The following is a 16,910-nucleotide window of genomic DNA, read 5'->3' on the forward strand; positions in this document are numbered from 1 at the left end:
GCCAGCCAGTGTAAGAATAGAGCAAGAAAGGAAAGCAGCCTATGAATAAAATCACCCTTCCGATTGGCATGCATGACAAGCTTTTCAAGAGGGCGCGTGTGACTTACGAGATTGAGCGGGACATCAGTGATTTCCTGATGGCTCAGGGCTTCAATCGGATTGACACGCCGACTTTGGAGCACTTCGAGGTCTTCAGTGACCATGTGGAGCCCCATCATTATCATCTTTTCGATAAAAAAGGCGAGCTATTGGTGCTGAGGCCAGATGTGACCAGCCAGATTGGTCGGGTTATTGCTTCGACCAGGGTTCATACGCCGACCAAGTTTTCCTATTCAGGCAAGGTCTTTCACTATCAAGAAGAGCTGCGCGGTCTTGCCAACGAGCTCAGCCAAGCTGGTATTGAGATTATTGGCTATCCAGCTCGCGAGGCGGTGCTTGAGGCTATCAAGACAGCCAAGCAGTCGCTGGATTTAGCGCAGGTTAAGTCTTATCAGTTCGAGTTTTCCCATGCAGCAATCCTGCAGACAATTCTAGAGAGTCTGGTCTTAGATTCTCAGGAGGAAGCCCAGCTGCTAGATTATATTCGCAAGAAAAATCGAACGGGGATCTTTGAATTCACCCAGACCAGATCTAGTGAATTTGATGAGTTTTTACAGGAGCTGCCTTATCTGTTTGGCCCTAGCCAACAGGTTTTAGCTAGGGCCAGAGAGCTGGTTGACAACGAGCGGATATTGACGGCTCTAGATGATGTGGAGCAGGTTCTGCAGAGCCTATCAGGCTTGCTGGATCAGACAATCATGGACTTGGGTCAGGTAGCGACCATGCCTTACTATACTGGATTGACCTTCAAGGTCTTTGGAGACCGAGTACCAGACGCTTTTCTATCTGGTGGTCGCTATGATCAGCTTTTTAAGCGCTTCGGGGCAGCAGAACTGACAGCTATCGGCTGGTCCCTAGACATTGACAGTGTCTATCAGGCCATTCATGATGACCTGCCTGACGAGGGCGGAAAGGAAGGTGATGGCAGATGAGTCAGATTACCATTGCCCTGACCAAGGGGCGGATTGAGGAAGATACGGTCAAGCTCTTGACCCAGGCTGGCTTTGATATGTCCTTCATGGCAGACAAGGGGCGCAGCTTGATTTTTGAAAGTCCAGACAGTCGCTTTCGCTTTCTCTTGGTCAAAGGGCCTGACGTGACAACCTATGTGCGCCATGGAGTCGCTGATTTGGGCATTGTCGGCATGGATATTCTCTTTGAGCATCCGACCGGCTATCTGGAGCTGCTGGATCTGAACTTTGGCCTTTGTAAATTTTCACTAGCCTCAGTGCCCAGCTATGATCCTCATGATCACAAGCGCAAGCGAATTGCGACCAAGTACCCAACGGTGGCGACTGATTATTTTAATCAAAAAGGGGAAGATGTGGAAATTATCTCCATCCAAGGCAGTGTGGAGATTTCACCGGTCCTGGGCTTGGCGGATGCCATTGTCGATATTGTGGAGACAGGGCATACCCTGTCAGCTAACGGCCTGCTGGTTTTTGAGGACATTTGTCGGGTGTCAGCCCGGCTCATTGCCAATCAGGCTTCCCTGAAAAACAACCCGGATATCATGCCTTTTGTGGCAAGGATTGAATCCCTAGTAGGAAGAAGAGAGGTGGCTTTTAAATGACAATTATCAAGCGTTTAAGCGGACGTAACGAAGAAATTTCACGGATTTTATACGAAGAGCAGCTGCAGCTTAGTCAGCAGAACTTAGATGTGGAAGAAGCGGTGTCTGAGATTATTGAAACGGTCAAACAAGACGGTGACCAAGCTTTAAGAGACTATACCATGCTCTTTGACAAGGTTGAGGTGACAGACTTTGAGATTGGGCAGGAGCTAATTGATAAGGCCTTTGAGGAGATTGATCCAGAGGTCTTGGCCGCCCTGAAAAATGCCCAAGCTAATATCGAATCCTACCACCGCCAGCAGTTGGAGACTGGTTTTGAGGATAGTCCCAGCGAGGGTGTTATCCGTGGTCAGTTGATTCGGCCGATTGAGCGGGTCGGCACCTATGTACCTGGTGGCACCGCAGCCTATCCGTCCTCCGTCCTCATGAATGTTATCCCAGCTAAGATTGCTGGTGTCAAAGAAATCATTATGATTACACCGCCCCAGGAGCACTTTACCCCAGCGATTTTGGTCGCTGCCAAGCTGGCCGGTGTAGATCGGATTTTCCAAATTGGCGGAGCCCAAGGTGTAGCAGCTCTGGCTTATGGTACTGAGACCATTCCCAAGGTAGATAAGATAACTGGACCGGGCAATATCTTTGTGGCTACGGCAAAGAAGATGGTTTATGGTGTCGTGGGAATTGACATGATTGCCGGACCCTCGGAGATTGGAGTCATTGCGGATCGTTCAGCTAGTCCTGTCTATGTGGCAGCTGACCTCCTGTCGCAAGCCGAGCACGACAAGCTGGCTCGGGCTATTCTGGTGACCGACTCGGAGGAACTGGCAGACCAAGTCGAAGCAGAGCTGGATAGACAGCTGAAAGAGCTGCCACGAGAGGAAATCGCGCGTGCTTCAATTGAGAACAATGGCCGCATCATCCTTGCCCCTTCCAAGGAAGCTATGTTTGAGCTTATGAATCAGGTGGCACCTGAGCATTTGGAAATTGCCATGGATGATGCTTACAGCTATCTGGATCAGGTTGAAAATGCTGGCTCTGTCTTTCTGGGACACTATACCAGTGAGCCGATTGGTGACTACTATGCGGGAGCCAACCACGTTTTACCGACAACCAGCACCAGCCGTTTTTCATCAGCTCTGGGTGTCTATGACTTCATCAAGCGCATCCAGTACACCCAGTACAGCCGTGCTGCTGTAGGGGCGGCTGACAAGGATATTACCAGTCTGGCCTATGCAGAAGGCCTGCAGGGACATGCTAAGGCCATCGAAGCCCGCAGACAGGAAAAATAAAAGGAGTTGCCATGAGACAAGCTGAAATCAAGCGTAAAACACAGGAGACCGATATTGAACTGGCTGTCAATCTTGACCAACAGGAGCCGGTAGCTATTGAGACTGGTGTCGGATTCTTTGACCACATGCTGACCCTTTTTGCCCGCCACAGTAGGATTTCTCTGACGGTCAAGGCTGAAGGCGACCTTTGGGTGGACAGCCACCATACGGTTGAGGATGTGGGCATCGTATTAGGACAGGCTCTGCGTCAGGCTTTGGGAGACAAGGCAGGTATCAACCGCTACGGCACTAGCTTTGTGCCCATGGATGAAACGCTAGGTATGGCCAGTCTGGACTTATCTGGCCGTTCCTATCTGGTCTTTGAGGCGGATTTTGACAATCCCAAACTTGGGACCTTTGACACCGAGCTGGTAGAGGAATTTTTCCAAGCCCTAGCCTTTAATCTGCAGATGAATCTGCACCTGAAAATCCTTCATGGCAAGAACAGCCACCACAAGGCGGAAAGCCTCTTTAAAGCGACTGGCCGAGCTCTACGGGAGGCTATTACGATAAATCCAGAGATTCATGGAGTCAACTCCACCAAGGGCTTGCTCTAGCTTGTCCTTCTGAGTGAAAGGAGTTGATGTAGAGATGATGATTGTTATTGATTATGACGCGGGAAATACTGCCAATGTTCTCCGCGCTCTGGCTCAGGTCGGAGTAGAAGCGCGTCTGTCAGCTGACCCGCAGGAAATTTTAGCTGCCGATGGCTTGATTTTACCAGGTGTCGGTGCTTTTCCTACTGCCATGCAGGAGTTGGAAAAGCGAGGGTTGGTTTCAGTTATTCAGGAGGCTGTGGCCGATGGCAAGCCTCTCTTGGGCATTTGCTTAGGCATGCAGCTCCTGCTGGAGTCTGGATTGGAGAATGGTCAAAGCTCTGGACTGGGTTTGATTCCCGGTGTTTGCCGCCGGATTCCGGATCAGGCTGGTCTGCCTGTGCCTCACATGGGCTGGAATGACTTACAGATCCAGCAGTCGTCTGCTTTGACAGCTGGTCTCGATGGCCAGTCAGTCTATTTCGTCCATAGCTATTATACAGATGTTCCGGAGGAGTACTTGGATGTGACGGCTGATTATGGGCGACCTATCCCAGCCATGATTCACCGAGGCTTGGTCTTTGGCTGCCAGTTTCACCCAGAAAAGTCTGGTGCTGTTGGCCTCGGTATCCTAGAGAAGTTTAAGGAGTATGTCTATGAAAATACTGCCCGCTATTGATATCAAAGACGGCCAGGCCGTCCGCCTTTTTAAAGGGGATTTTAGTCAGAAGACGGTAGTCAATCCCGATGTTTTGGAGCAAGCTCGAGTTTTCAAAGAAGCCGGGGTTACCATGATTCATGTGGTTGACTTGGACGGAGCCTTAGAAGGTCGGGCGGCCAATCGAGATTTGATTGCCCAGATTAAAGCGGAGACTGGTCTAGCCATCCAAGTCGGGGGCGGCATTCGCAGTCTGGAGCAGATTGAAGATTACCTGGCGGTTGGCATTGACCGTGTCATTATTGGCTCCATGGCTGTTAAGAATCCTGAATTTGTCGAGGCTGCGCTGGAGCGCTTTGGAAGCAGCAAAATCGTGATTGGCATTGATGCGAAAGAGGGGCTGGTTGCGACTGAGGGCTGGCTGGAAACCAGCAATCAGGACTATATCGGCTTAGCTCTGGCCATGGAAAAAATCGGCATCCGTCTCTTTGTCTATACAGATGTGGACCGAGACGGGACTCTTACTGGCCCCAATATCCAGCATTATCAAAAATTGCTGGCAGCTCTCAAGCAAGCTCAAGTCATTGCTTCTGGCGGCATCCAGTCAGCGGATGATTTAGAAAGGCTGAAAAAGCTAGGCTTGGCTGGTGCCATTGTGGGCAAGGCCTATTATAGTGGACGAATTAGCCTAGAGCAGATCAAGGAAGCAGAAAGGGGATAGACATGCTGAAAAAACGAATCATTCCCTGTCTGGATGTCAAGGACGGTCGGGTGGTCAAGGGCATCAACTTTGTCAATCTGACTGATGTGGGCGATCCAGTTGATGCGGCCAAGGCTTACTATGAAGCTGGCTGCGATGAGTTGGTCTTTCTGGACATCACCGCCACCCATGAGGAGAGGGACACGACGGTCGAGATGGTCCGGCGCGTAGCGGAGCAGGTTTTCATTCCCTTTACCGTCGGGGGTGGCATTCGTACGGTTGAGGACATGAAGCGGATGCTCCAAGCTGGGGCGGATAAGGTTGCGGTTAATTCCTCAGCATTGGCAAATCCTCAGCTTTTAGCTGACTGCGCTGAGAAATTCGGCAGGCAATGCGTGGTGCTGGCCGTGGATGCTAAGAAAGAAGCGGATGGCAGCTGGCATGTCTATCTGGCTGGCGGCCGAAAGGACAGCGGTCGCGACCTGTTAGACTGGGTTCAAGAAGCTGTCAGTCTTGGAGCGGGGGAAATTCTTTTGACCAGTATGGACAAGGACGGGACCAAGTCTGGTTTTGACTTGCCAATGTTGGAAGTCGTCTCCCAAGTGGTTTCCGTTCCTATCATCGCCTCTGGTGGTGCTGGCAGTAGCCAGCATATCCTAGAAGTTTTTGAAAAGACTGCAGCGACGGGTGCTTTGGCAGCCTCGATTTTCCATTATGGGCAGGTCTCCATCTCAGAGACCAAAAAAGCCATGCAAGCAGCTGGATTGGAGGTGCGCATCTGATGACAGAAATGAAGTTAGATTTTCAAAAGCAAGGCGGTCTTATACCTGCCATTATCCTAGACCACACCAGCAAAGAAGTCCTCATGCTGGCCTATCTCAATGAAGAAGCCTACCATCTGACCCGCACTAGCGGTCAGATGTGGTACTGGAGCCGGTCACGTCAGGAGCTTTGGTATAAGGGGGCCACTAGCGGCCACTACCAGACTGTCAAAAAAATAACAGCTGACTGCGACCTAGATACCCTGCTGATCGAAGTAGACCAGCTGGGAGCTGCCTGCCACACCGGAGCCAAATCCTGCTTTTTTCATACAATCTGGGATGAAGAAGACGGCAAAACTGACTAAATGCTCCCTTGCTTTAGTACTTGGTTAATGCAAAAATAAAACTAAGACATCAGCCCGCCATTGGAAAGAATTGCTTTTTATAGTAAAATAAGGACAGTAACAAGGAGATACTATGCTAGAAACCCTCTATCAAGAAGCCCTCAAACGCAAAAAAGAGCCTAAGGAAGGCTCCTATACCAGCTATCTCTATGACAAGGGGCTGGACAAGATTCTCAAAAAAGTCGGTGAAGAAGCGACAGAAGTGGTCATTGCGGCTAAAAATGCTGACAAGGACGAGATGGCCAATGAAACAGCTGATCTGCTCTACCATCTGGCGGTCGCTCTCGTCGAGACTGGCGTCAGTCTGGAAAAGGTAGAGGCCGTTCTCCAAGCTCGTCAGGGCAAGCAAAGCCGGATTCATGATCGACCTGAAATTAACCAATACTAAACGGATATAAGATTTGCAGAAAGGCGGTCCAGCATGCGCGACAACCATCTTCATACCTATTTTTCTTATGATTCTGAGGCGGATTTCTGTGACTATCTGGACCATTACGAAGGCGAGATTGTCACCACTGAGCACTATGATTTGTCCAATCCCTACCCCTACGAAGCTGCCTCGCCCCATGATGATGTACCTGACTATGCGGCCTATTCAGCAAAAATAGCAGAGCTGAACCAGCAATATGGCAACCGCATCAAAAAGGGCATTGAAATTGGCTATTACGCTCCGCGTAAAGACGATATCCTAGCTTTCCTAGCGGACAAGGGCTACGACTTGAAACTATTGTCTGTCCACCACAATGGCAGTTTTGACTATCTGGAAGATCCTGTCCTGCAGCTGGACAAGATGGAGCTGATTCCCTCCTACCTGAGAGAGTTAGAGGAGGCCATCGAGGCTGTGCCAGCAGATGTCCTAGCTCACTTTGACTATGGTTTCCGAAAATTCGAGCTTACCGCAGAGGAGTTAAGAACTTTTGAACCAGAGCTGCGACAGCTTTTTCAAAAGATGATTAACCATGGTCTGGCCTTTGAGCTCAACTGCAAGTCCATGTATCTATATGGTCACGAGGAACTCTATATTTACGCTCTCTCTCTAGTCAAGGAGCTGGGCGGTCAGCGCTTTTCAGTGGGATCAGACGGCCATAAGCTGGAGCATTTTAGATTGCAATTTGACCGAGTTGCCAAAATCTTAGAGGAGGCCGGTATAGGTGAAGAGCAGTTGATCTAGAAGGAGAAATCATGACCGAGGTTAGGCCCTTAAAACCAGAGGAAATCCCGCTCTTAGAGGAATTTCTTTACCTAGCTATTTTCATACCCCAAGGCCTAGCGCCGCTGCCCAGAAGTATCTTGAAGGAGCCAGAACTAGAGATTTATATCAAGGACTTTGGTCAGCAGCCAGATGATTGGGCTTTAGCAGCAGAAGTGGACGGCCTGCTGGTCGGAGCAGTCTGGGTTCGGATCATGAAAGATTACGGCTATTTTGACGACCAGACACCCTCTCTATCCATTTCATTCCTGCCTGACTTCAGAGGGCAAGGACTAGGCCAGCAGTTGATGACGGCCATGCTGGACTTGCTCAAGGCCAAAGGCTACCTAGGTGTTTCCCTCTCCGTTTCAAAAGGCAATCCCGCCGTTCGCTTTTATCAAAGACTGGGCTTTGTCACGGTTGAGGAGAGAAAAGATGACTATTTGATGCTGTGCCGATTGAAATAAGAAAAGAAAACTCATGAAACTAGAACGATTAATTTATATTCTGCTAGCCCTTTTGAATAAAAGACAGATAACAGCTAAAGAAATTGCTGAACGTTTTGAAATATCTACTCGTACCGTATATCGAGATATGGATACGCTCAGCTTAGCTGGAATCCCTATTTACTCAGAACGCGGAGATAAGGGTGGTTTTTATATACCGGATGACTACAAGATGGACAGCAGTTTTTTCACAGAAGAAGAAAAGCAGTTTATCATCAATATGAGCCAAAATGTTGGCAAAATTGTTGGACATCCTAGTTTTGATAATATTGAGCATAAGCTTGTTTCTCAAGAAGCGGCCGATAAGGTTAATCCTTTTTACTTCGATCTCAGTTCCTGGTCCCTCAATACAAATTATTTACTTGAAATTGAGCAGGCTATACAAACAGGGAAGAAAGTTTCCTTTTCTTATTTTTCTAAAAAACAAGAACAAAGCCAGCGAACGATTCTTCCTTATCGTCTGATTTTTAAACTAAATGCTTGGTATGTTATCGGCTACTGTTTAGAAAAGTTAGATTTTCGTTTTTTCAAACTCAGCAGAATTCGTGATTTGCAGCCAGTAGAAGAGGGGATCGAAGCTGGAGATTACCCTCTTTTATCTCAAGAAAAGTTAGAGCTTCTTTTAAATCCATCCAAAGATAAAGTTGAGGGCAATAAAGAAGAAATAGAGCTAATTTTTGAAGAATCTGCGCTTCCAAAGATTTATGACCATTTCACAGAAGAAGAAATCACTGTTGAGCAAACCAGGATAAAGGTACATGCTTTCAGAGCATTGACACCGGTCTTTTTCGAATTGATTTTAAGTTTTGCTCAGCAAGTAAAAGTCATATCACCAAAAAAACTGCAGGGAAAATTAATTCATACTCTTCAAAAAAATCTTCAGCAATATGACAGACTGTAGTCATATTGCTTTTTGTATAATCTTAAATGGCTTGAAAATCTCATTGTTTGAGTGCTTGCCTAAATTATTTTTGGAGGTTCCAAATGGATACAAGAAGATTAGCAGAAAGCTATTTTACCGCAGTCAATAAAGGTGGCTGGGAAGATTTCGTAGCTGAAAACTTTAATTATGGAATGTGCGATAGTCAGGAAATCAGGCAAGGGCGTGATGTTTATCTGCAAGGCGCAGGTCAATTCTATGCTTTAAGCCAGCATCTTGAAGTGAAGAAGTTATTGATAGAGGGACGAGAAATAGCTGCTTTAAATCGCTATCGCCTGCAGTCGCCGAGCGGAAAAGAACTAGAGTTGGATGTCGCAGAATTTTTAAAATTTGACGAATCAGACAAATTAATTGCATCCAACATTTACTTTGATACTCATCGTTTCCAAGAGTTTATGCAAGGGAAATAAGCGTGTAGAAAAGTCACCGAATGGTGGCTTTTTTCAGTAACCAATGACTTCTACAAATGCTTTATCGTATTATTTGTAAGTTTTCTTGCCAAGTGATAAAATAAAGCCGAAATAAAATATGTTCTCCTAGAGCAATCTAATCGATTAGCAATAATTAATTTGACTGTTCTTCGTAGTCAGATAAAGGAGTTGATTTTATGGCTAATACTAGGCGAGCAGTGCTATCGCTGAGCTTGGGTGTTTTGTTATTGCTAGCAGCGGGAATTCTACTGCAGGTTCATTTTTGGAGAATGATCATTTTGCTAGGTCTATTCTTTTTTGCGGAAGTATTTATCATCTGGTACTCTGGAAGTAAGTCTAAGTCGCAGATTAATGGCAGGCAAAGCCTTGACCTCTTCTGGCTTTATATCAAACGCTTGAAAATCTTTTATGTCACAATTGTGTGTCTTGCGATTCCTTTCGTTTTCTTGTCTTCCAAGCCTGCTTTCGATTTGTTTTTTGTGCTTGAGTTGTTAATATTCTTGCTCTTAAGCAATTATATCTTTAGCTCTCATGGCATTCAACCGCCCAAGAAAGAGAGAACTTTTAAAGTCTAATAGATTTGTTTGCAGCAGTCAATTTGATTGCTGTTTTTTGAAAGAAGAAAAAGCCTGGAAAAATCCAGGCTTTTTAGTGAAATGTGCAGGCTTAGTGTGCTACACGTTTGCGAGCTGCTTTTTTACGGTTTTCTTCGATGAAAGCCGCTTTTTGTTCTTCAGGTTCGATGACTTTTTTCTTGACTGCATATACTGCGCCTGCCACAGCAGCAACAGTAGCTGCAACTCCTGTAAGAACGCCTTTTCCAAATCCTTTAGCCATGTGATTTCTCCTTTTCTGAACTTTTATTATTTATGTTATAATTAATAGTAACGAAAAATCAAAATTTTTTCAAGGAAAAAAGATGAAAACCAAGATAATTGTGATAGTGGGGCCTACGGCGGTCGGAAAAACGGCTCTGAGTATTGAAGTAGCCAAGCGCTTCAATGGCCAAATCATCAGCGGTGACAGCCAGCAGGTCTATCGTGGCTTGGATATTGGTACGGCCAAGATTCATCCTGAAGAGCAGGAGGGCATTCCCCATCATCTGCTGGATGTGAGGGAGGTTGGCGAGAGCTACTCTGCCTATGATTTTGTGACTGAGGCAGCTCAGGCTATTCGTGAGATTGCGGCTCAAGATCAGCTTCCCATCATTTGCGGTGGCACAGGACTCTATATCCAGAGTTTGCTCGAGGGCTACCATCTGGGCGGCTCCGTTCCTCACGAGGAGATTCTGGCCTATCGGGCGCAGCTGGACAGTTGGTCGGATGAGGATTTGTTTGAAAAAATAGCAGAGCTGGGTATCGAGATTCCTCAGATAAATCGCCGTAGGGCTATGAGAGCGCTGGAGATTGCTCAGTTAGGTGGGCAACTAGAAAACAGCCAGCCAGACTATGAAGCCCTGCTGATTTGTCTTGATGATGAGAGAGAAAAACTATATGATCGAATCAATCAGCGAGTAGATCTGATGCTAGAAGTCGGACTTTTAGAAGAAGCTCGTTGGCTTTATGAACAGGCTCCAACCAGTCAAGCCAGCAAGGGTATCGGCTACAAGGAACTTTTCCCCTACTTTGAAGGTCAGATGAGCCTAGAAGAGGCCGTGGACAAGCTCAAGCAGAATACTCGCCGTTTTGCCAAGCGCCAGCTGACTTGGTTTCGCAACCGGATGTCCGTGACCTTCTATCAGGTGGGAAATCCAGACTATAAAAATCAGGTCATGGAAGACATCAGGAGGTTTTTGGACAGGTAGCTGGCTGACCAAGTCTTAGTAAGGATATGAGATGATAGAAACAGAGAAAAAAACAGAGCGTGTCTTTTTGATCGGCGTAGAGCTGGCAGACACGGAAAATTTTGACCTATCCATGGAGGAGCTGCAAAGTCTAGCTAAGACGGCCGGAGCTGAGGTAGTCGGCTCCTATAGCCAGAAACGGGAAAAGTATGACAGCAAGACCTTTGTCGGATCTGGCAAGTTAGAAGAAATCCGACAGATGGTTGATGCCGAAGAGATTTCGACTGTCATTGTCAATAATCGCCTGACACCTCGGCAAAATGTCAATCTGGAGGAAAACTTGGGCGTTAAGGTCATTGACCGTATGCAGCTGATTTTGGATATTTTTGCCATGAGAGCTAGGAGTCATGAGGGCAAGCTGCAAGTTCATTTGGCCCAGCTCAAGTACCTCCTGCCTCGCTTGGTTGGGCAGGGTATTATGCTCAGCCGTCAGGCAGGTGGAATTGGCTCCCGCGGGCCTGGTGAAAGCCAGCTGGAGCTCAATCGACGCAGTGTCCGCAATCAGATTCATGATATTGAGCGCCAGCTCAAGGCAGTGGAGAAAAATCGGGCTACCGTTCGTGAAAAACGGCTAGAATCCAGTATTTTCAAAATCGGCCTCATCGGCTATACCAATGCTGGAAAGTCCACTATCATGAACTGCTTGACCAGCAAGAGCCAGTATGAGGCAGACGAACTCTTTGCGACGCTAGACGCCACGACTAAGAACATCAACCTCAGTGGTCAGCTCAATGTCACGCTGACAGACACAGTTGGCTTCATTCAGGATTTGCCGACAGAGCTAGTATCTAGTTTTAAATCCACACTGGAAGAGAGTAAAAATGTCGATTTGCTGGTCCATGTTATTGACGCCAGCGACCCTCATCATGAGGAGCACGAAAAGACTGTCCTCGACATCATGAAGGAGCTGGACATGCTGGATATTCCCCGGCTGACTCTTTATAACAAAGCAGACAAGGCGGAGGATTTTACTCCGACCCTGACTCCTTATTCTTTGATTTCGGCTAAGGCGGATAATAGCAGAGCTGTTTTACAGCAAGTCCTGCTGGAGCGGATGAAAGAGCTCTTTTTGCCTTTTACTATCAAGGTAGCGCCGGCTAAAGCCTATAAAATTCATGATTTAGAGAAAGTCGCAATTATGGGGAACCGAGAATACATAGACGATGTCGAAACCATTTCAGGTTGGATTGCCGAGAAAAACAAATGGAAACTGGAAGAATTTTATGACTGATTATATTGACTTGGCCCTCAAATACGGCGGTTTTACTAGTCTAGACAGGGTCTACTTAGAGCAAGTATTGGCTGGCCTGACAGAGGAGCAGAAGCGTAGTTTCATCACACCGCCGCCCAGCGTTATCAATGCTTACTTTGCTGAGCTTTATCAAAAGAAAAGTCCGGAAGCCGCAACAGCCTATTTTCTAGAAATTACTCAAGCGCTGGACTTGTGGAATCCGGAGCCTAGCTTTGTAGAAACTAAACCTTTTGTTCGACTCAATCTTTCTGGCAAGTCCTATGGATTTTGCTATGAGAGCGAGAAAGTCGGCTTGGTCTTTCCTGAAAAGCCAGAGCCGGTAACAGACGACTTGCTCTTTGAAATTGCTCAAGTCTTTTCACAATACTTGGTCTATGAAGAAGCTGGGAGAATAAAAATGGTGCCTCTCAAATCTGAGTCGCAAGTCGTGGACAGTCAGGCGCTGACTGCCTTGACCGATTGGCAGCAGCTGGCTGATGGCAGCCAGAGGGTTCTGGGCTACAATCAAGACGAAGTCAGTCAGCTGGCCCAGTCCTATGCTGGCAGAAAATACTATCACTCGCAGAATCGCTCTGCCATGATTTATATCATTTAGAAAGAAAAACATGCAATTACAATTTTTAGGAACCGGAGCCGGTCAGCCTTCCAAAGCTCGCAATGTATCTAGTCTCGTCCTCAAGCTTTTGGAAGAAATCAATGAAGTCTGGATGTTTGATTGCGGTGAAGGGACCCAGCACCAGATCTTGGAGACAACGATTAAACCTCGTAAAATTAGCAAGATTTTCATCACACATCTGCATGGCGACCATATTTTTGGTCTACCAGGCTTTCTATCTAGTCGTTCTTTTCAGGCTAATGAAGAGCAGACTGACCTAGACATCTATGGTCCCATAGGCATTAAGAGCTTTGTTCTATCAAGTCTGCGTGCTTCTGGCTCTCGATTGCCTTATCGGATTGTTTTTCATGAGTTTGATGAAAACGGTCTAGGCAAGATTTTGGAAACGGACAAATTTACTGTTTATGCGGATAAGCTAGATCATACGATTTTTTGTGTGGGCTATCGGGTGATGCAGAAAGATCTGGAAGGAACGCTGGATGCGGACAAGTTGCGGGCGGCAGGCGTTCCCTTTGGTCCCCTTTTTGGTAAAGTCAAGAACGGTCAGGACATCGTTCTAGAAGATGGAACGAAAATCATCGCAGCAGACTATATCTCAGCCCCTCGTCCAGGCAAGACCATTACTATTCTAGGTGATACCCGTAAGACTGCTGCCAGCGTCCGTCTGGCAGTGGCAGCAGATGTGCTGGTCCATGAAGCGACCTATGGTAAGGGAGATGAAAAACTGGCCCGTAATCACGGTCATTCTACCAATATGCAAGCCGCAGAAGTAGCCAAGGAAGCTGGCGCTAAGCGCCTCCTCCTCAATCATATCAGTGCTCGCTTTTTGGCTAAGGACATCAGCCAAATGCGTCGCGATGCCAGTGCTGTCTTTGAAAAGGTCCATGTGGTTAAGGACTTGGAAGAGGTGGAGATATAGTTCGTCACTTATATATGGTATAATACTTAAAAATAAAAGGAAAATAAGATGAGTGTTAAAAATGTTTTATTAGATAAAGCTGACTGGTATTTTGATGATGCCTTAGCCAATTACCTTTTTAGTAATGAATTAAAAAAACAAGAATTAACGAAGAATGATTATCGTGATATTTATCGATGGGCTTCGAATCATATTGGTTTCTTCGTGACTTGGCTCATACAGCATGATGCAAAAGAAATGATGTCTCCTGATGAAGAAAATGTACTCCAAAGTGTCAAAGACGAGCAAACTTTAGGTGTCGATTATGTCCTAGACTGGTGCGAAGGTAAATTGGGAACAATGGATGTCAAAAAGGACTTTCAGGATTTTGTGAACGACTATTATGAATATCAGTATATGAAGGATTATTCTGAATTTGTAGTCAATGACTTGTACGACCTACCTTTGGAATTTTTAGGTGACTGGGAGGATTATCATCTTTTTGCTCCGGTCATTGATCAAGCCTATGCTGACTATTTAGCTGGAAAGAGATTTCATTAAAACGATTAACATTTTGAAAGGGATAGAGATGCGCACCATCATCATCACAGGGGCTAGCGGTGGACTGGCCCAGGAAATTGTTAAGCTTTTGCCCCATGACCGACTGATTTTGGTCGGACGGAGCAAGGACAAGCTGGAAAAATTATATGGACAAAAAGAAAATCTTGACTTGGTAGAGCTGGATATTACAGACAGCTCTGCCCTGAAGAGATTTGTTGAGCGAATTGATGGTCAATACGGCCATGTCGATGTTCTGGTTAATAACGCTGGCTATGGGATTTTTGAAGAATTTGACAAAATCAGCTCAAGCGATATCGAGGCCATGTTTGAAGTCAATACCTTTGCCCTGATGAACCTATCCCGTATCTTTGGGACTCGCATGAAGCAGGCAGGTCAAGGACATATCGTCAATATCGTTAGTATGGCCGGCCTCATTGCCAGTAGCAAGTCCAGTCTTTATTCGGCGACCAAGTTTGCGGCTATTGGCTTTTCTAATGCCCTACGTTTGGAACTCCTGCCTTTTGGGGTTTATGTCACGACAGTTAATCCCGGTCCTATCAAAACTTCCTTTTTCGATCAAGCGGATCCTGACGGTTCCTATGTAAAAGCAGTGGACAAGTATATCTTGGAGCCTGACTTTGTAGCAGGCAAAATTGTCAAATCCTTTGGCAAAAAGAAGCGGGAAATTAATCTACCTGGGATTCTCAATCTAGCCCACAAGCTTTATACCCTTTTTCCAAGAATGGCCGACAAGATGGCAGCCAATATGTTTAACTATAAGTGAGGTTTTATGACAGCTAATCTACAAGCCTACAAGGCTCATCTGCAGGCGCCTTGGGGCAAGCTTCAGTATGATATTGTTTTTGCCTTTCTAGAGTCGCTGAAGGGCCAGAAAATTCTTGATTTCGGCAGTGGTTTTGGAATTGTGGCTGATTTTCTAGCGGAAAAGAACCAAGTGACCGCCATCGAGCCGAGTTCAGAAATGATTGCCGAGCGCAAGCAGAACTTTTATTATGAGCAATTGCAAGGCAGCTTGGACCTTCTGCAAGAATTGCCAGATCAGTCTTTTGATGTCATCATCTGTCATAATGTCTTAGAGTATGTATCTGACCCTGCTCTCTATTTGACAGAATTTTCCCGCCTCTTAAAAAAATACGGCAAAATTTCTCTGGTCAAGCATCACGAGATTGGGCGAATTATGCATACGGTGGTTTTTGAAAATGATCCAGAAAAGGCCCAGCAGCTTTTGGCGGGTCAGGAATATCAAACTCACAGCATGGGAGCTGCAAAGGTCTATCAGGCCAAAGATGTGATTTCAGGTCTCCCATTAGAAGTTGAGGATTATCAAGGGATACGGATTTTTTACGGGCTGCAATCCAATGACTACAAAATTGCCCCTGACTGGGCTGAAAAGATGCTTGAGATGGAGCTAGCAGTCTGCAACCAATCTCCTTATCGGGACATTGCTGCCTTTCAGCATGTTTGGCTAGTCAATTCCTAGGTCAAAGGAAAAAAGTGTTCATTTACATCTTAAACAAACCTCGTAAGGAGAAAGCTTGATGCAAAGGAGAGGAGTCATAGAGCCAGAGCAACCTGTCAATTATGCCCTGCTCAGCCTTTTTCAATATATTGCTTCTGTTTTGGTGATTATGGTCCATTGCCAGAGGCTTTTTGAACATGAAGCTCTACATTTTATTCAGAAGAGTATGTTTGGCCGCATGGCGGTCCCTTTCTTTTTAATTTCTTCAGCCTATTTTTTCCGAGTACACTGGAAGCAAGAGCCTCAAGCTGTGAAACTAACTCTGTATATTAAAGGCATTTTAAAGGTTTATGGTTTTTGGAGTCTGGTCTACCTTCCCTACGCCTTGACTTATTTCCAATCACTGCATTTGCCCCTCTACCTAGCTCCTCTGGCTATTCTAGCAGCGCTCCTCTACATCGGAATGAGTTACCAGCTCTGGTATATCCCCGCCTTTATCTTAGGCTTGCTGCTGGTCCATTTTTTGTATAGGAAGTTGGGTCCCAAGAAAACATTTTCCCTTTTGTTAATTCTCTACGTCTTAGGTGCTATTGAGACATATCACGCCTATCTGGCGCCTAGTCTGCTGACGGACTGGTATGATGCTTATGCCAAGCTCTTTTTCACTAGCAGGAATGGCCTCTTCTATACGCCTATTTTTATCTATTTAGGCTACTTTCTAGCTGATTACGGGCAGATAGCCTTATTTCAGAAGAAACGCTGGCTGTTTCTTCTGTTGGCAAGTCTTTTCCTAGTAGGTGAAGGAGTTCTGGTTTACATGAGGCAGGGACTGGATAAAAATTTTTTCTTTGCTCTCATTCCCTTTACGCTTTTCTTATTCAATTGGCTGTTAAAAACACGGTGGAAGCGCGAAAAAACTGGCGACATTTAAAAGATCTAAGTATCCTTTATTTCTTCCTCCATCCTATCTTTATTGAGTTGTCTTTCTTTCTGCTCAAATCCCAGCAGCTGACCAAGTGGGAAAATGGCCGTTGGGCCTTCCTTCTGACGATTATCCTGACCCACCTGACATCAGAGTTGGTGATTCGATGGCAAGGAAAAAAAACAGAAAAGAAGTGAAAGTTTAGTTTTTTGA

24 protein-coding genes are annotated in these 16,910 nt (G+C 46.1%); 23 read left to right on the top strand and 1 reads right to left on the bottom strand.

Features of this window, described 5'->3' with window-relative positions:
- Positions 1-41: 41 nt before the first annotated feature.
- The 14 genes from HMPREF1150_RS08120 to HMPREF1150_RS0111135 all read left to right on the top strand — a co-directional run bounded on the left by HMPREF1150_RS08120 (position 42) and on the right by HMPREF1150_RS0111135 (position 9,700).
- The gene (locus HMPREF1150_RS08120) at positions 42-1,031 is read left to right on the top strand and encodes an ATP phosphoribosyltransferase regulatory subunit (protein ID WP_009659381.1); all 990 of its coding nucleotides are present in this window, start codon (positions 42-44) and stop codon (positions 1,029-1,031) included.
- Positions 1,028-1,672, top strand: coding sequence for an ATP phosphoribosyltransferase (hisG, locus tag HMPREF1150_RS08115; protein WP_009659395.1), 645 nt, complete (start codon positions 1,028-1,030; stop codon positions 1,670-1,672). Before HMPREF1150_RS08120 ends, hisG begins: the two co-directional genes overlap by 4 nt.
- Entirely contained in the window at positions 1,669-2,961 is a 1,293-nt protein-coding gene (hisD, locus tag HMPREF1150_RS08110) for a histidinol dehydrogenase (protein WP_009659393.1), read from the top strand. The genes hisG and hisD overlap by 4 nt, the downstream gene beginning before the upstream one ends.
- Positions 2,962-2,972: 11 nt before the next feature.
- On the top strand, positions 2,973-3,557 hold the full coding sequence (gene hisB, locus HMPREF1150_RS08105) for an imidazoleglycerol-phosphate dehydratase HisB (protein ID WP_009659476.1): 585 nt from the start codon (positions 2,973-2,975) through the stop codon (positions 3,555-3,557).
- A gap of 34 nt (positions 3,558-3,591) precedes the next feature.
- Entirely contained in the window at positions 3,592-4,215 is a 624-nt protein-coding gene (gene hisH / locus HMPREF1150_RS08100; protein ID WP_009659399.1) for an imidazole glycerol phosphate synthase subunit HisH, read from the top strand.
- The gene (hisA, locus tag HMPREF1150_RS08095; protein ID WP_009659421.1) at positions 4,193-4,915 is read left to right on the top strand and encodes a 1-(5-phosphoribosyl)-5-[(5-phosphoribosylamino)methylideneamino]imidazole-4-carboxamide isomerase; all 723 of its coding nucleotides are present in this window, start codon (positions 4,193-4,195) and stop codon (positions 4,913-4,915) included. The genes hisH and hisA overlap by 23 nt, the downstream gene beginning before the upstream one ends.
- A 2-nt stretch (positions 4,916-4,917) precedes the next feature.
- Positions 4,918-5,676: an imidazole glycerol phosphate synthase subunit HisF gene (hisF, locus tag HMPREF1150_RS08090; RefSeq protein WP_009659437.1), complete on the top strand. Its 759-nt coding sequence runs from the start codon at positions 4,918-4,920 to the stop codon at positions 5,674-5,676.
- Positions 5,676-6,020, top strand: coding sequence for a phosphoribosyl-AMP cyclohydrolase (hisI, locus tag HMPREF1150_RS08085; protein WP_009659375.1), 345 nt, complete (start codon positions 5,676-5,678; stop codon positions 6,018-6,020). The genes hisF and hisI overlap by 1 nt, the downstream gene beginning before the upstream one ends.
- 112 nt (positions 6,021-6,132) lie before the next feature.
- Positions 6,133-6,447, top strand: a complete 315-nt coding sequence (gene hisE, locus HMPREF1150_RS08080; RefSeq protein WP_009659418.1) for a phosphoribosyl-ATP diphosphatase — start codon at positions 6,133-6,135, stop codon at positions 6,445-6,447.
- A 33-nt stretch (positions 6,448-6,480) separates the two neighbouring features.
- A complete protein-coding gene (locus tag HMPREF1150_RS08075) occupies positions 6,481-7,230 on the top strand; it encodes a PHP domain-containing protein (RefSeq protein ID WP_009659470.1) in 750 nt (249 codons plus the stop codon).
- Positions 7,231-7,241: 11 nt separating this feature from the next.
- A complete protein-coding gene (locus HMPREF1150_RS08070; protein ID WP_009659383.1) occupies positions 7,242-7,715 on the top strand; it encodes a GNAT family N-acetyltransferase in 474 nt (157 codons plus the stop codon).
- Between the two features lie 13 nt (positions 7,716-7,728).
- Positions 7,729-8,655, top strand: coding sequence for a YafY family protein (locus HMPREF1150_RS08065; RefSeq protein ID WP_009659434.1), 927 nt, complete (start codon positions 7,729-7,731; stop codon positions 8,653-8,655).
- An 83-nt stretch (positions 8,656-8,738) separates the two neighbouring features.
- Entirely contained in the window at positions 8,739-9,104 is a 366-nt protein-coding gene (locus HMPREF1150_RS08060) for a hypothetical protein (protein WP_009659445.1), read from the top strand.
- 197 nt (positions 9,105-9,301) lie between these two features.
- Entirely contained in the window at positions 9,302-9,700 is a 399-nt protein-coding gene (locus HMPREF1150_RS0111135; protein WP_032905393.1) for a hypothetical protein, read from the top strand.
- A gap of 91 nt (positions 9,701-9,791) precedes the next feature.
- Here HMPREF1150_RS0111135 and HMPREF1150_RS11565 read toward each other — a convergent pair whose 3' ends face one another.
- Complete coding sequence (locus tag HMPREF1150_RS11565) at positions 9,792-9,962, bottom strand: DUF3042 family protein (protein WP_002895160.1); 171 nt, start codon at positions 9,960-9,962, stop codon at positions 9,792-9,794.
- Positions 9,963-10,044: 82 nt separating this feature from the next.
- On the opposite strand from HMPREF1150_RS11565, the gene miaA reads away from it, so the two are divergent.
- From miaA to HMPREF1150_RS12135, 9 genes are read left to right on the top strand one after another with little or no spacing between them, the layout of a single operon-like run.
- Positions 10,045-10,929: a tRNA (adenosine(37)-N6)-dimethylallyltransferase MiaA gene (gene miaA / locus HMPREF1150_RS08055; protein WP_009659405.1), complete on the top strand. Its 885-nt coding sequence runs from the start codon at positions 10,045-10,047 to the stop codon at positions 10,927-10,929.
- A 31-nt stretch (positions 10,930-10,960) separates the two neighbouring features.
- Positions 10,961-12,199, top strand: a complete 1,239-nt coding sequence (gene hflX / locus HMPREF1150_RS08050; RefSeq protein ID WP_009659459.1) for a GTPase HflX — start codon at positions 10,961-10,963, stop codon at positions 12,197-12,199.
- On the top strand, positions 12,192-12,815 hold the full coding sequence (locus HMPREF1150_RS08045) for a cystathionine beta-lyase (RefSeq protein WP_009659407.1): 624 nt from the start codon (positions 12,192-12,194) through the stop codon (positions 12,813-12,815). The genes hflX and HMPREF1150_RS08045 overlap by 8 nt, the downstream gene beginning before the upstream one ends.
- A 10-nt stretch (positions 12,816-12,825) precedes the next feature.
- A complete protein-coding gene (rnz, locus tag HMPREF1150_RS08040) occupies positions 12,826-13,755 on the top strand; it encodes a ribonuclease Z (protein WP_009659448.1) in 930 nt (309 codons plus the stop codon).
- A gap of 48 nt (positions 13,756-13,803) precedes the next feature.
- The gene (locus HMPREF1150_RS08035; RefSeq protein WP_009659389.1) at positions 13,804-14,295 is read left to right on the top strand and encodes a hypothetical protein; all 492 of its coding nucleotides are present in this window, start codon (positions 13,804-13,806) and stop codon (positions 14,293-14,295) included.
- Positions 14,296-14,323: 28 nt separating this feature from the next.
- Complete coding sequence (locus tag HMPREF1150_RS08030) at positions 14,324-15,079, top strand: SDR family oxidoreductase (RefSeq protein WP_009659453.1); 756 nt, start codon at positions 14,324-14,326, stop codon at positions 15,077-15,079.
- A 6-nt stretch (positions 15,080-15,085) separates the two neighbouring features.
- On the top strand, positions 15,086-15,796 hold the full coding sequence (locus tag HMPREF1150_RS08025; protein WP_009659439.1) for a class I SAM-dependent methyltransferase: 711 nt from the start codon (positions 15,086-15,088) through the stop codon (positions 15,794-15,796).
- A 58-nt stretch (positions 15,797-15,854) separates the two neighbouring features.
- Complete coding sequence (locus HMPREF1150_RS08020; RefSeq protein ID WP_009659460.1) at positions 15,855-16,706, top strand: acyltransferase family protein; 852 nt, start codon at positions 15,855-15,857, stop codon at positions 16,704-16,706.
- Positions 16,676-16,894 (top strand): hypothetical protein, encoded by a 219-nt coding sequence (locus HMPREF1150_RS12135; RefSeq protein ID WP_050547164.1) that lies wholly within the window; start codon positions 16,676-16,678, stop codon positions 16,892-16,894. Before HMPREF1150_RS08020 ends, HMPREF1150_RS12135 begins: the two co-directional genes overlap by 31 nt.
- Positions 16,895-16,910 lie beyond the last annotated feature (16 nt).

Origin of the sequence: Streptococcus sp. AS14 (assembly GCF_000286495.1) — a bacterium.
In the GTDB taxonomy this organism is placed as follows: domain Bacteria; phylum Bacillota; class Bacilli; order Lactobacillales; family Streptococcaceae; genus Streptococcus; species Streptococcus sanguinis_P.

Bases quoted from the DNA above. Each gene is read 5' to 3' on its own strand.
- HMPREF1150_RS08120 (WP_009659381.1), top strand. From the start codon at position 42: ATGAATAAAATCACCCTTCCGATTGGCATGCATGACAAGCTTTTCAAG.
- hisG (WP_009659395.1), top strand. From the start codon at position 1,028: ATGAGTCAGATTACCATTGCCCTGACCAAGGGGCGGATTGAGGAAGAT.
- hisD (WP_009659393.1), top strand. From the start codon at position 1,669: ATGACAATTATCAAGCGTTTAAGCGGACGTAACGAAGAAATTTCACGG.
- hisB (WP_009659476.1), top strand. From the start codon at position 2,973: ATGAGACAAGCTGAAATCAAGCGTAAAACACAGGAGACCGATATTGAA.
- hisH (WP_009659399.1), top strand. From the start codon at position 3,592: ATGATGATTGTTATTGATTATGACGCGGGAAATACTGCCAATGTTCTC.
- hisA (WP_009659421.1), top strand. From the start codon at position 4,193: ATGAAAATACTGCCCGCTATTGATATCAAAGACGGCCAGGCCGTCCGC.
- hisF (WP_009659437.1), top strand. From the start codon at position 4,918: ATGCTGAAAAAACGAATCATTCCCTGTCTGGATGTCAAGGACGGTCGG.
- hisI (WP_009659375.1), top strand. From the start codon at position 5,676: ATGACAGAAATGAAGTTAGATTTTCAAAAGCAAGGCGGTCTTATACCT.
- hisE (WP_009659418.1), top strand. From the start codon at position 6,133: ATGCTAGAAACCCTCTATCAAGAAGCCCTCAAACGCAAAAAAGAGCCT.
- HMPREF1150_RS08075 (WP_009659470.1), top strand. From the start codon at position 6,481: ATGCGCGACAACCATCTTCATACCTATTTTTCTTATGATTCTGAGGCG.
- HMPREF1150_RS08070 (WP_009659383.1), top strand. From the start codon at position 7,242: ATGACCGAGGTTAGGCCCTTAAAACCAGAGGAAATCCCGCTCTTAGAG.
- HMPREF1150_RS08065 (WP_009659434.1), top strand. From the start codon at position 7,729: ATGAAACTAGAACGATTAATTTATATTCTGCTAGCCCTTTTGAATAAA.
- HMPREF1150_RS08060 (WP_009659445.1), top strand. From the start codon at position 8,739: ATGGATACAAGAAGATTAGCAGAAAGCTATTTTACCGCAGTCAATAAA.
- HMPREF1150_RS0111135 (WP_032905393.1), top strand. From the start codon at position 9,302: ATGGCTAATACTAGGCGAGCAGTGCTATCGCTGAGCTTGGGTGTTTTG.
- HMPREF1150_RS11565 (WP_002895160.1), bottom strand. From the start codon at position 9,962: ATGGCTAAAGGATTTGGAAAAGGCGTTCTTACAGGAGTTGCAGCTACT.
- miaA (WP_009659405.1), top strand. From the start codon at position 10,045: ATGAAAACCAAGATAATTGTGATAGTGGGGCCTACGGCGGTCGGAAAA.
- hflX (WP_009659459.1), top strand. From the start codon at position 10,961: ATGATAGAAACAGAGAAAAAAACAGAGCGTGTCTTTTTGATCGGCGTA.
- HMPREF1150_RS08045 (WP_009659407.1), top strand. From the start codon at position 12,192: ATGACTGATTATATTGACTTGGCCCTCAAATACGGCGGTTTTACTAGT.
- rnz (WP_009659448.1), top strand. From the start codon at position 12,826: ATGCAATTACAATTTTTAGGAACCGGAGCCGGTCAGCCTTCCAAAGCT.
- HMPREF1150_RS08035 (WP_009659389.1), top strand. From the start codon at position 13,804: ATGAGTGTTAAAAATGTTTTATTAGATAAAGCTGACTGGTATTTTGAT.
- HMPREF1150_RS08030 (WP_009659453.1), top strand. From the start codon at position 14,324: ATGCGCACCATCATCATCACAGGGGCTAGCGGTGGACTGGCCCAGGAA.
- HMPREF1150_RS08025 (WP_009659439.1), top strand. From the start codon at position 15,086: ATGACAGCTAATCTACAAGCCTACAAGGCTCATCTGCAGGCGCCTTGG.
- HMPREF1150_RS08020 (WP_009659460.1), top strand. From the start codon at position 15,855: ATGCAAAGGAGAGGAGTCATAGAGCCAGAGCAACCTGTCAATTATGCC.